The sequence below is a fragment of the Rhodohalobacter mucosus genome (assembly GCF_003150675.1).
Classification (GTDB): domain Bacteria; phylum Bacteroidota; class Rhodothermia; order Balneolales; family Balneolaceae; genus Rhodohalobacter; species Rhodohalobacter mucosus.
In genome coordinates this window covers 390131-403442 of sequence record NZ_QGGB01000006.1, presented here as the reverse complement: position 1 = coordinate 403442, position 13312 = coordinate 390131, and the positions used below count along the sequence as shown (strand labels likewise).

11 protein-coding genes are annotated in these 13312 nt (G+C 41.3%); 2 read left to right on the top strand and 9 right to left on the bottom strand.

The annotated features are described in order from the left end of the window. Positions 1–409: 409 nt before the first annotated feature. From DDZ15_RS09375 to DDZ15_RS09335, 9 genes are all read right to left on the bottom strand, one after another. Positions 410–1336 (bottom strand): NHL repeat-containing protein, encoded by a 927-nt coding sequence (locus DDZ15_RS09375; RefSeq protein WP_109646827.1) that lies wholly within the window; start codon positions 1334–1336, stop codon positions 410–412. Between the two features lie 218 nt (positions 1337–1554). Further along, positions 1555–2031 (bottom strand): HEPN domain-containing protein, encoded by a 477-nt coding sequence (locus DDZ15_RS09370; RefSeq protein ID WP_158278665.1) that lies wholly within the window; start codon positions 2029–2031, stop codon positions 1555–1557. Positions 2032–2171: 140 nt separating this feature from the next. Continuing rightward, on the bottom strand, positions 2172–3803 hold the full coding sequence (locus DDZ15_RS09365; protein WP_109646825.1) for a hypothetical protein: 1632 nt from the start codon (positions 3801–3803) through the stop codon (positions 2172–2174). Further along, on the bottom strand, positions 3769–4311 hold the full coding sequence (locus DDZ15_RS09360) for an HMG-box domain-containing protein (RefSeq protein ID WP_146198560.1): 543 nt from the start codon (positions 4309–4311) through the stop codon (positions 3769–3771). The genes DDZ15_RS09365 and DDZ15_RS09360 overlap by 35 nt, the downstream gene beginning before the upstream one ends. Positions 4312–4544: 233 nt before the next feature. Beyond that, positions 4545–5090, bottom strand: coding sequence for a hypothetical protein (locus DDZ15_RS09355; protein ID WP_109646823.1), 546 nt, complete (start codon positions 5088–5090; stop codon positions 4545–4547). After that, positions 5090–6136, bottom strand: coding sequence for a hypothetical protein (locus tag DDZ15_RS09350; RefSeq protein ID WP_109646822.1), 1047 nt, complete (start codon positions 6134–6136; stop codon positions 5090–5092). The genes DDZ15_RS09355 and DDZ15_RS09350 overlap by 1 nt, the downstream gene beginning before the upstream one ends. A gap of 771 nt (positions 6137–6907) precedes the next feature. Next, positions 6908–7720 carry an alpha/beta fold hydrolase gene (locus DDZ15_RS09345; RefSeq protein ID WP_109646821.1) on the bottom strand — a complete coding sequence of 271 codons (813 nt, stop codon included), beginning with the start codon at positions 7718–7720 and terminating at the stop codon, positions 6908–6910. A 218-nt stretch (positions 7721–7938) separates the two neighbouring features. Next, positions 7939–9537, bottom strand: a complete 1599-nt coding sequence (locus DDZ15_RS09340; protein ID WP_109646820.1) for an amidase — start codon at positions 9535–9537, stop codon at positions 7939–7941. A 204-nt stretch (positions 9538–9741) separates the two neighbouring features. Beyond that, complete coding sequence (locus tag DDZ15_RS09335) at positions 9742–10329, bottom strand: HD domain-containing protein (protein ID WP_109646819.1); 588 nt, start codon at positions 10327–10329, stop codon at positions 9742–9744. A 454-nt stretch (positions 10330–10783) separates the two neighbouring features. Here DDZ15_RS09335 and DDZ15_RS09330 point away from each other — a divergent pair, with 454 nt between their 5' ends. Both DDZ15_RS09330 and DDZ15_RS09325 read left to right on the top strand, forming a co-directional pair. Continuing rightward, positions 10784–11950, top strand: a complete 1167-nt coding sequence (locus tag DDZ15_RS09330; RefSeq protein ID WP_109646818.1) for a porin family protein — start codon at positions 10784–10786, stop codon at positions 11948–11950. Positions 11951–11952: 2 nt separating this feature from the next. Continuing rightward, positions 11953–13200 carry a Kelch repeat-containing protein gene (locus tag DDZ15_RS09325; protein WP_109646817.1) on the top strand — a complete coding sequence of 416 codons (1248 nt, stop codon included), beginning with the start codon at positions 11953–11955 and terminating at the stop codon, positions 13198–13200. Positions 13201–13312 lie beyond the last annotated feature (112 nt).

Genomic DNA, 13312 nt, shown 5'->3' with positions numbered 1-13312 from the left:
CGGCGATCGCTGCGAACGTAAAATATGCGGAAGGTTTGATAAATCTTATCATTATGGAATGATTTATTCTTGCAGCCAAAAACCTGCGGTTAAACTACTTGTCAAATCTCACGTACTTCAAAATACATAGATGTAAGTAACGAAACACAAACGAATCCGGTTGATATGCTTCGTTAACTGCACATTCCGGTTTGCTTTATGGCTAAATATTCAATGAGATCAGTTCAACTGCATGTCCTTTTTCCGGATCAGCGTTTAGTACAACCAGATCACCGGAATCTATAAATTGCACCCGTTTTGAATTCGGCAGCATGAAGCGGCCCAGAAGGTTGCCGGAATGTTCAACGATGACATATTCCCTGCCCTCTTCTGATTCACCAGTCTGAAGCAGAATATGGTCAGCATCTGCTCAGGCATCAAAAAATAGAGGCTTGTCTGCAGGAATTCTTGACTCTATATCACTCCACCTCTCACCCTGTATTCTGCCGAGATGGAATTCTTTATCTGCTCTTTCAACGGGTCTTGGTTCTACATTAAGTTCAAAGGAGCCGGTTAATTGGTGCGATGGGTCGTAATGTTCAAATCGCTGCTCCAACTCGCGTGCTACCCAATAGGATCCGTCATATAACGGCAGGATTCGATCCCGGCTTCGAAATGGAACGGAGAAAACAGAAACTCCGCCTTGTTCTGACCGGAAAATTCTTGGGTTTGGTAATGTTAGCGTGGTTACAGAATCTTCGATGACGTTCAGGTCAAAATCCAGCGTCATCACAGAGGTCTGATAGTATTCGTTTTCTGCATCATAGTTCAAATCATCCGCAAACCAGTCTTTTTGTTCTATTGCAAGGATTTCATCCGGTGGTTTAGGAAGCAGATCGGACCAGATAAACGATCCCTGTTCCGGGCTTTGGGTACGGGAGTGTCTGAGCTCACCCTGATCATTCAGCTTATAGAAATCGAGCCTGTTTGACATCTGCTGCCTGGCTGCCACAAGGGAATCAGACAATTGATGAAAGAAGAAAAAGGGCCTGACCTCTCCGGGTCCTTCCCCCTCAATGGCCACCGTGGATTGATGTTCACCGCCTGGTGTAAAGTGCTCGATGGTTGTCGATCCGTAATCAGAAACAACCCAGGAGCCATCCGCAAGCCGGAAGATTTTATTGAGCATTCCCGGAATGTATTGTTCACTTTCTCCGATGAGATGGGTTGTTTGGTAGTCAAGTACCGGTAACTCTTCAAAACTCCGGGTTGACTCATTCCGGTCATTGGGACTGCATTGTACAAAGATAAAAAGGGCAATCAGTATGATCGTACTCTTTCTGAAGAGGGTATTCATGTATAGGGTTTCTGATTTTATAAGTAACTAATGGCCCACTGTATAAGCGGCGAGTTATGGAGTTAAAATTAAAGACTCGAACTGCATTCGAGCCAACTTGTTCGGCCGCAATTCTCCCCTGTTGTGTGTCTCCTCATTCAGGGGATCGATAATCTGTAGAATCCCAATCAACTCCCCGTTCTTTTCACAATATGTATTGTTAATTTAAGTCGTGCATTTCATCTACGATGGCGTACTGATTTAATTGTATTCCTTATTGCTTCCACAAATACTAAAGCAAAGTAGGAATTATATTTTAGGCTTGTTGATTCATACGAGTAGCGCCATTTCTCGAAACTATCACTGATTGTATATATCATTTCTTCGAATTCATCAAAATCCCAGCCGTATTTTTCAACTGACGGATTACAGAACAGCTCTTCCTGAATATGGTTTGGCAGCTTTCTGAAAAGAGAGAGGATATTGTGACCTCTAGGTACATCCTGAGAAACCACATAGTGTAAAGACTTTATATAAAGTTCCACTGAAAAGGATAAGCAAACGATTTCGACGCCCATTGTAGGGTAATGGCCAAAATTTGATATTTTTTCCACTTTGTTAGTAGAGATGGATTTTTGCTGAATTAAAGACTCTCTGTTTTCTTTAAGAATTAAGTAAGAATTATAGAAGTGTTCGGCTTCTTGCTGAATAAACATAGCATGCATTAAAAGTATATAATTTATAGCCTAACGTCGCGGGGAATATGATTTGGTTAAAATAGCAAACTTATATCCTTGCAAATAAATTTCAATCAAAATCTGTACGCGTTCAATTCAAAACGCCTATTTATACACTTTTACAGCTTTTTCCTAAGTTCTGTGTCTAAAAATTTAATGTAATCAGCAGAGACCCGGTGTGGGAAAAATAGTAAGAAGAGTATTCCAAAGATTGGATCACTAAGAATGAAGTTAGGTAAAAATGATTCTTCAAAATCTTCGGACTCGGTTCTAAGTTCTTTCCAACTTTTGGTGTGTTTGGCTAGAAAACTCTTTTCATTTCCCTGGCCTGGATTACGCCATCTGAAAAAATGCCAGCTTTTACTTACTTCAAAATGTTTAAAATTAAATCGTGTTATTTGAGGCCAAAGAAACTTTAATAGTTGTTTATAGTTAAGTCTTACGAAGATATGTACCAATCCAAGTAAATAATATGAACTATACTTGAAGTCATCATCCAAAGGGTTAATATCTAAACTCATATTCGGATGAACTTGAGTTTGTAGTATGTGTTGTACTTCTAGCGACATTAACTCTTGTTCTCGATAGTATGGATTTGGTAATCCTTCACCGTTTTTACTTGAATTAATTATAGTTTCAATCATCATTTTGAGAAAACCAACAGGCTTTTGGGTTGAGTCTATTTTTCTTAAAGCCCAATAAATTGCTAAAAAGTATGGAAGATGTGCTTCTGTATTTAATCGACACACCATTTGATGATTCTCAATAATTGCTGAAGTCCTATCGAGTAGTTCGTCGTCATTGTCGGTTTTTATAATCCACAAATGCAGCAAGGAAACTAAACCAACTACCTTTGTAGCTCTGTAGTTATAGAATGGTTTATCAAAAATAATATTTCCTTCGAATAAGTCTTCTCTTTCCTCTAACTCTTCTAATAGGTTAGATAGTGATTGATGAATAATAGTTTTGGCTATTTCGATTGCTTCTTTAAAATGATCAATGTTGAGTTCCAACTTATTAACTATTGAAACTATTTGGGCTATATAGATAGTCCAGCATTCAATAATTGCAACATGATTTTCTTCTTCTATATAATTAGAAACAGCAAATGCAGTTAGTAATGCTGCACTTGTTATGTTTCTCTTAGTCGATGGTTTGTTTTTTATTTCTCCAACTTCATCAGTATTAATTTCAAGTTGGTGTTCTAAAAGATCTATAAATTTATTAGTAGAAAAATTTTCTTTCCCATCTAATATTGAAAACTCAATTAACTTTTTATAGTCTGATAATTCAGAGGGCCATAAGTTTGCACCAAGCTCCAAAAAATCTGTGTATAGGTCATCATATTGGAGTAAAACTAGTTTAGGTCTTTTAGCTTTATCTAGACCAGAATTCAAGTCTTCCAGTTGTCGATATACTTCTTCATCAATTTTACCATTTGTCACTAAATATGGAGTATAAATAGCATCTTTATGAATGTGAGGGTGTGCAAGGTTTAAGTAACAAAGTTGGTTTAATTGAGGAAGAAGCTCCGTAAAGACACGCTGAGTTATATTTCCTTGTTTAAGCTGGAAAGCGTGATACTCATCATTTTCATCAATTGTGATTACGTCTTTTCCAAATTCGATTGGTCGATGACGAGTTAAGTGTAATATTCTATGGTTTTTATTTTGTAACGTATAACAAAAAGGTAATTGAAAAGACCTTTCAGAGGCATTAGTCAACCAATTTTCTACTATTCTCTCTAGCATCCCATTCTCTCTTTTTCTTTTCGATTAGGTCCCTGAACTTCGTTAAATATGGTTCTTCATCAAGCTTTTTAAAAGCTTCGGCTATTTTTTTTGAGGCCTCTTCACCTCCCATGAAAGTTGGTAATTGTGCTTTTCCATCTTTATCGAAAGAAATTAAAACTGTATCCAAGGATTTTAAAATATCATCTGGGGTAAATTCTTTGGATACAGAAGCAATTTGACCTTTTTCTGTAAGTTTATCGTCAAGATCTTGAATTGAAGCTATTTCAACTTTCTCACCCATTTTTCCAACTGTGTCAAGAAATCTTTGAAAAACATCGCTAAGGCTCATGTCTCTAAGTTCATCTTTTTGAAAATGGGCATCCGCAGAAAACTTTTTAAGCTTAGTAACTTCATCTTCGAACTCCCCTTGAAACTCACTCTGATAATGAGGATCGGTTCCCTCATGTATTACCTGCCTCCTAACCATGCCTTGTAAAGGAAATCTTTGCTTCACATATTCTTTCATGAAATAAATGAATTCCCGCTGTATCTCCCTTTTTAAATTTGGATAATCTGGCAACATAATTTTAAAAGTGTATAATGATATTGCGCATAACAGTCGCGGAAATTATGAGTTAATAAACGGCTTAAAAAGTTTAAACAATCAATACTGGAAACCGAAGCCTCGTCCGCGTATCAGTTTATACGCTTTGTTAGGTGCATGCATTAACTAATTACTTAGTAAGATATTAGACACAACTACAACTCTTTTTTTGATGCTTTTTGAACTCCAGATTTCATTCTTTGATCAATTTCAGATTGCCTTATTTCCTTGTTTGCTTTTCGCTTTAATTTTTCTGCTGGAGCAAAGACATAAATAAAACACCAGACTTGAAGGATTGTTAAAAATCCAATTCCCATAAAAGAAAATGACCGTATCAGCAAGTGATGTTTTAGCATGAAATTTATCTGTCTAAATATTGGATAAGCAACAAAAAATAGAAGAATAGAGACAACAATTGTCGCTGATAGAGCCATTGGAAATAATAGAAAATCAATCTCTTTTAAGGCTTCTTTTCTTTCTTCAGTTTTATAATCCTTTGAAAATACTTTATTAAGGCTTTCTGAATATATAATTGCAATCCAAGCACCCATTATCCCGAAAAGAATTCCAGAAATATTTAATAATTTGCTAAATATTTCTTTTTGATCATTAATAGAAACCCCACTTCCGAACCAGAATAGAATACCGAGAAACCCACCCAGAAAAAGTATGTAAATTGTAATACGTATTTTCCGAAACATTATTCGATTATGCTTAGAATATCATCACTTTGTTCTTCAAGTACTCCTAATAAGGAACTAGCTACGACAACTTCTTCTTCGTGTCTCTGAATATTTAGATCAAAACTTCCTTTTTTGAGTAAGCTACTTAACCAATAATCACCAGATTCACCACTTATCTTGAAACCAATATCAGACCAATAGTTACTATCATCACGCTCCCCATCTATATTTTGACTCCAATAATCATAAACAGACCTAATATTTTCTTGGGTAGGTGATATATCAAGCTCATATTTCACTTTATATTCATTATCAGCATCAACATTATTTTCCCGCTCTAAGATACCAACCTCTTCAAATAATCTATTTTTTAGTTCCCGACTTCTATGAGACAATTTATTTTTTCGAAGAACTTTATAAATACGTTCTGAATTGCTTAATAGAAAGCCTAAACTACCACTTTCTCGCATAGGCATAGAATGAAATTTTGGAACTAACTGCTCTATAGAGGGGTCCCTTTCATCCATATTACGATAACCAAGTATCTCGTGATTTCCCTCATCTCCATCCTCATCCACAACTACAAATTGAGAATACTTACTTAAAAAATTTGTGAAAAACCTTTTGAGATTTGGATGTCCATTTAATGGATTGTTGAACCGGATTGTTGCAAATATTTCTTGCTCAGGTAGAATCCAAAAGTAAGTCGGGTATCCTAATACATAGTCATCGTCAATTTCAGCTACATCAACATCATATTCACCTACATTTGAATTTCGATTTACGCTTGCAACATTACCTTGATCGGTTGGAGTCTCATTCCAAGTTGTTAGTAAGTAATTGCCATTATTGTTGCTTATCAAGTCAAAACAATAAGTGGGCATCGTATTTTTGTAGTCATCAGAATCATATGTTTTAGTTAGTTCAAATGGCCTGTTTTGAACCCAAGTATGTAGATTTGTAAGAAGTGACTGAAAGTTTCCATACCTGAATAATTCTGATCCTCTCTCATAATAACCACAATTAATAATTTCATAAAAATTAAGGTTTGCTGTTTCTACCATGATAATTTGATTAATTGATTATTGTACCTATTTATTGATAATGCACCTAACATATGATTATACGATTCAGAAGAATCGTATAAACTGGTTAAATAAAATTCCAAATAGCTTTTTATGGGGACTTAACTTGGATTTTGGTCAAATAAAAAGCTATCAGGTTAAATAAAAGGGTCAAATAAAATGACACGTAGCATCATAAATCCGCATTGAAAAGTCTTCCCAATTTCTTCCGACTGGATATTCTCTGAATCAATTATGATGACCGGCTATCTCCTCATCCGTCAGCTCCAGAAAGCGGGACGCGTTGTTGGTACAGGGTGCATGGTTTCCCGAAGTCTCGGGACTGCGAACGGCATACAGCGGGGTTTAGGGTTGCGGGTTTCGAGTTACAGGTTCCAGATTCAAGGTTTCAGGTCACACTGTCACTCTAAATTCAGTGACTTCAGACTTTATCTACCATACCTGGAAGGGTTACCCTATTCGTTATTGTTGTTGCGTTTGCTGATCACTTTTTTCAAAGCCAGTACCAAGAGAATAAAAATGATGGGCCCCAAAATAATGATGCCCAAAAGGAGTAATTCATATGATCCAAATGATCCCATCCTGTCCCCCTTCTACCTTGTTTAGTTTTACATGCTTACCGCTTACTCTTTCTATATCCTATTTTTTTCTGAAATAAGCAACATTAAACCATTAGGATACAGGTAAATAATTCACGTATTGAAGTTAACGCCAACAGATTTGATAACGGATAGGTAAACAGGCTCTCTTCTAGTTCTCTCCGAAAAAACGGACAATCTCCTCGGCATAATCCAGCTGGTTGAAGACGCTCATATGATCGCCGCTGACAATACTCAGCCGGCTGTTGGGCAGCTGCTCGTGAAGCTCTGCGGGGTCACCATTATCCAGGTCCTCCTCCCCGGCAATTACCAGGGTTTCCGTCTGAATACTGTTCAGTTCCTCTATAGTTGTTTCGGGCTGATGATCCTGGAGATAGCCCATGATGGTGAAATCAACATTATGAGCTCTCGCATAGTCCACCGCACCCTGAGTCAGTGTTTTCGGCTCCGCTCTGCCGGCAAAAACATCCCCAAATTCCCTTCTGCGGTACCAGTCAGGATCCGTGAATTCCAGACCCATGCCTCCGAATACCGCTTTGGTGATACGGTCATCCTTCGTGAGTAAATTGGCCAGCAGGATAGCACCCCGGGAGTACCCGACCGTCATGTAACTCTCCGCTCCCAGATGATCCATAAGTGCCATCAGGTCTTTGATCTCCGCATCATTCATGTACGCCTCTTCATCCTGTGGCTTATCCGATCTGCCGTTTCCTCTCAGATCCGGCACAATGACCCTGTAGCCGTTCTCCAGCAGCTCTCTTTTGAGTTCGGAACTGCCAAAATTGATGCTACCATCCACGATAAATCCATGGATCAGCAGTACAAATTCACCGGAACCTTCATCGGTGTAGGCAATTCGGGTGTCATCAAAAGAATGAAAAGATTCGTAGTGATTCGGATCACCGGAACAAGCCGATAACAAGATGAAAAGAGTGAGTATGGATGCCCAGAGCGATTGTTTCATGTTTTGGGTTTGATTTCAGGATGATAAAGTTTTTAGGTGTTAACGAGTAAATGTGTTTAAGTATTAAGGTGTTAAAGTTTTATCGTATGAAGATGTCTATAGTAACATAGATAAGGACTCGAAAAAATTATAACTCCGTCCTTCTGTGCCTCCGTGGCTCCGCGGTGAACTCAAGTCATCCGATGACGGGAAGTCATCGGATGACTGAAATTACATTTTTATTGATCGGGTGCCAGCGGCGGAAACAACTCCGGCGGACGGCGATGGTGTGTACCCTGCTCATAGGCGTAAGCCAGGCCGAACAAAAGGCCTTCCGAGAAGGGGCGTCCCGCGATCTGCAGTCCGGCAGGAAGATTTCCGTTGGTAAAGCCCATGGGGACAGTGATGGCGGGGAGTCCGGCTGCGGGGATGAGCCCCTGGGAGTTGTCGCCCCGATACTCCTCATTGGCGTTGTCCAGCGGTGCGGGCGGATAGCTCCAGCTTGGGAAGATAAAGGCATCAATCCCGGCCTCATCCATCGCCCCCACCACGGCGGCCAGAAGCGCCTGCCGACCTGCGTGATCCGCAAAATCGGGACACGGCTCTGCCCTCTCTGCCGGATGGATAATCTCCGGCTCCTCCTCAGCGATTACGTTCAGAATGCGTTCCACATCCGCCCCGTATGCTCCCGTCTCCAGCGTTTCCAGTACATCGCTCATTGGTGCATCCTCACCCAGGGAGAGCAGGTACTGATGCATGTCATAGCGAAACCGGTTGCACCAGTTGCCGGCACTCATCAGCTCCCGCATTCCCTCAATTTCAAAATCCACTACCTCGGCTCCCATGCTGCGCAGCTCCTCTGCCGCCTCTTCAAACAGAGCGTACACAGCACTGTCTGCCCTCTCGGGATTTGCATGACTGGTCAGAATGCCCAGGCGTTTGCCCTGTACGGCATTTGTATCCAGAAAAGCGGTATAGTCCTCTTCCTTGCGATCACGTCCCGCTTCGGTATAGAAATCTGCCGGATCATAGCCGGCCACTACGTTAAAGATCCGGGCGGCATCCTCCACGGTTCGGGTCATGGGACCCGCGATATCGCGGTCAAACGAAAGCGGAACCACGCCATCCCGTGAGGTGAGACCAATCGTGGAGCGAATCCCCGCCAGGGATAGGTGTGAGCTGGGACCGCGGATGGAATTTCCGGTATCGGACCCCAACCCGGCCACTCCGAAACTTGCGGCCACGCCCGATGCCGTCCCTCCGCTGGATCCAGCCGGTGTGCGGTCAAGGGCGTATGCGTTTGCGGTAGTGTCATAGGAAGAAGATACGGACTGACGCGGACTAAATGCCCACTCTGCCATGTTGGTCTTGGCAATCACAATGGCTCCCTCCTCGCGGATGCGCCGAACCATAAAGGCATCATCGGGCGGGATGCTGCCGGCCAGGGCGATGGAGCCGCCGGTCGTGACCATATCATGCGTGTCGAAATTGTCCTTAACCAGGATGGGAGCGCAGAACAGGGAGCCTTGTTCCTCCCCTGCAGAAATCGCCTGATCAATAGAATCCGCCTTTGCCAGCGCCCTTGGGTTGATCTCCGTAATCGCATTCAGGCCGGTGGACTGATCATACGCCTCGATTCGGTCCAGGTATGCCTGCACGATCTCCCTGCAGGTGGTTTGTTCATTCAGGATCGCGGTCTGCAGACCAGCGATGGTGGCTTCCACAACGAATTGATCTTCATCGATGGGCGGAGCTTGGGTGCAGGCGGCAAAGCCCAGGATAAGGGTCAATAAAACAACAACAGGATTTGCTAAAGAAAATGATTGAGGATTCTTCATGGGTGGTCTGTTCATTGGCGGATCAACATTTTTTTAACCGCGGAGGGTAAAAGTATTCACGTGTTAAGGTGCTAAAGTGTCAATGTATTCAAAGAGACCAAGATACGGACTCGAAAAGTATTTAATATTCATTCTCCGTGTTTCCGTGGCTAAACAAGTCAACTTGGCGCACTTTGCCCCGACGCTTCGGGGCGGTGAAAACAATTATTTATTATTCATCCCCCTTGCCTTTTCTTTCGTTTCCCGGGCGAGGTGCTTCCGGATCGCTTTGATTACGGGATGGCCTTTGGTGTATTTTTTCCCGTAATCCAGGTTAAAGGCGTAATCAAAACTATCGGGATTTTGTCCCTGGTTGTGCTGCAGCAGGGTTTCGAGCTTGTCGAGCGCCTTGGCGGTTTTAGCTTCCGGGGTAGAAGCGTTTTCATACTCATCCCACAGTGCCAGCATTTCTTCCTTATGGGACTCCGAAAGGCTTGCGATCAGTTCCCTGAAATCGTTTCGCTCGTTTTCCGATTTCTCCGGGCTTCCCTCCTGTTCCGGAGCGGGAATATCACCGTGAAGGGCTTCGCCCAGATCGTGAATAATGCAGATGCGGATCACGCGACCCATATCCACATCCGGAAAGTGTTTCTCCAGCGCAAGCGCCACCAGGCAGAGCCGCCAGGTATGCTCCGCAACGCTTTCAGTCCGCCCGTCGGAGGTGTACCCGGAGCGGTACGTAATTTTCAGTTTTTCGGCCTGCCGGAGGAATTCCAAAATTCCAGGTAGTTCAGATGATCCAAGATGACTCATATTATTAAAGATTTCTTTCACTTTCGCTTTCAATATTCTATTTACAAAACAGCTTTCACCTCATATGGCAAATAGTGTTTAACCGCAAAGAGTTTATGGTGTTGTGAGAAAATCATATACAGACCGGAAAGCACTCAGCATTTTCCCTCCGTGTTTCCGTGGCTCAATCGGGTCATCGGCTGACTGACATTAACCGGGAATTACAAATAGTGATACATTATGGGAGAATTTTAGGCAAAAAACCAGTCAAATAATGCAAGGCTGTAACAGCCTCATTTTTGTCATTCCTATGATAATGGCTCATTTAAATTGAGAAGAATAGTAATCTTACTATTTATCGCCTCAAGATTAATTACCAATTTGCCATAGACCTAAATAATTCGTTTCCTGTCAAATAATTACGAGCACTCACAAGCACGTACTCCATTGCCAAATTTTAATAAGTACACATGACATGAGAACAGGGATCATCCTGATGGCTTTTGCATTATTTATTCCGGCAGCTGTGTCAGGCCAAAGCAATTATATCATAACGGATACGACTGCTGTTTATGGAATAGATCTGCTGGATGCAGGTGAAATAGAGAATGCTAAATATATCGAGCTCAGAAATGACGAGAGTATCATCCGATATACGCCGGATGAAGTACGCGAATATGGATTTAAAGACGGAAGAATTTATGTATCGAAGCAGATACAGACTCCGGATGGCATAGAAGCCGTATTCTTTGAACGATTGATACAGGGTAACCTGACCTTGTATTACTATCCCCTCACCGAAAATTCCATTTTTTATCTTGAAAGAGACAGCACGTTAACACCTTTATATTCTGAAAGAACAAGTGACGGTTCAGCATCTTTCAGGGATACCTTACGGGACCTTACCTCAGATTGCGGGAATGTATCAGACGCTGTCAATTTGGTACGATATAAAAAAAGTTCTCTCTCTCTTTTGATTTCCAGATACAATGCCTGTGAACTGCGCCCCTTTCCATTTGTCAAATATGGAATTGTTTCCGGGTTCAATTCTAGCAGTATATCCTTGATTTCCGAAAGGGATATTTTAAATCAAAGCTTCAGGGATTCTGACTTTATCCGGGACCGGAGCTTTTCTATTGGGGTTTTTGTCGATTATCCCCTGTTTGAATCAGACTACAGTATCTACTCAGGAATCAATTACTATGAGAATTCATATTATTCGAGAAGCGGAACAGGCAATAATTTGAGTGAAATTACTGTCAATCTCTCATCGGTTGAGGTACCAGTCATGGTACGGTATGCCTACCCCTCTACAACTTTCAGGCCGTTTTTTAACATCGGGTTTTCCTATCTGGCTAATTTGAAAAACGAATCAACAGTATATGAGTCCACGCTCAACAATAATACGGTAGAGTTTAACATCTTTGAAACCAGCCAAATTGTATCTGATCACCAGCTGGGGGTACTCGCAGGTATTGGAACATTTTATCATCTCAGATACGACAGGGTGATTTTTTTAGAACTTCGGTACAAGGCACACTACTATTTAACGAAGAAATACTTATTTGAGGCTGATGGTTTTCGAAAAAATAACCTATTCCGAAGATCCGGCATAGAACTGGTAGCAGGTTTTAATTTATAGGCATGAACAGATTAACATTCAGCATCATCGCACTACTAATCATTCCACTGATTTCCTGCAGCAGTGATGCATTACCAGAGAAACGGGACTATCCGGTCGTCCGGACATTGAATGCTGAAGCCATCGATTCTGCAGAGGTCAGATTAAACGGATCTATTGTAAATACTGGCGACGAGAACATTGAAGAGCTTGGATTCGTTTTTGACACTTCAGAACCTGCCATTGGTGTTTCTGATACCATTCTTATATCAACTGTTAATTCAAAAGATGCATTTTCATTGACAACTGACCGTGCATTTGCAGAGAATGTTGAATACAATATCAGGGCCTTTGCCAATACGGAATCCTATACAATTTATGGCAATAGAGTTTCCTTTCTCAGCAGCGGAACGCGGTGGAATCCCTGGGCTTTAAAAGTATTCAGAACATACTTGGAAAATTGGGCGAATTCAGAATCAACATACACTCAAGGCAAGGGTTACGTGTTATTCAGATCCGGCTATTTCTATGAGCTGGATACAAATGACTACAGCTTTTCGAGCAGGCAAAAAATTCCAATCAGTGGCTACATACCGGAATCATATACCATGTTTGGCATCAATAATCATGTTTATATGATTTTTCCGGATTACAATGAGGCTTACATATATGATACGATAAGTAATACCTGGGTTATAGAAAGCATTGATAACATCGATCTTTCCGGTAATTCATCAGGATTTAATTCCGGAAATCTATACTCTTTCAGTATTGGTTTAACGGGATATGTAATCTCTGACAATACGCTGTACGCTTATGATCACAAGACCGGTTCATGGAGCTTTTTAAATCAGTTCCCAAATGAAGTCCATAATGCCGTTGCAGGCAATGAGGCTATTTATGTGTATTCATATAATAACACGATCTGGAAATACAATTTCGAGAGTGATGATTGGTCCCTGGAGACCACATATCCGTCGGATTCTTACGATGGTGTAACAGCTTTTTCAGCAGGGGAAAAACTATATTTCGGACTTGCCGCTGACCGGGAAAATGACACTTTTCTTCAGGAGGTATGGGAGTATTCGCCCGGTACACAATCCTGGAAAAAAATATCCAGGTTCCCCATCTCCTATAGAATAAACTCACCTTTCTTTTCTATTTCCGCGGGAAATAAAGCTATTCTGGGTTTTTTTGAACGGGGTGATGAGGCAAATGAAGATTGGTTTAACGTTTGGGAATTTGACGGCTCTAAGATCCATAACCCATGACGCCCCATACCATTTACCAACTCAAACTAGTGTCATTGCATTCGCCAACCATGACATCTATCAATTCGTGTACTTTTTCCCCTGATCCAGGTTGGACACACAGTCAAAATCA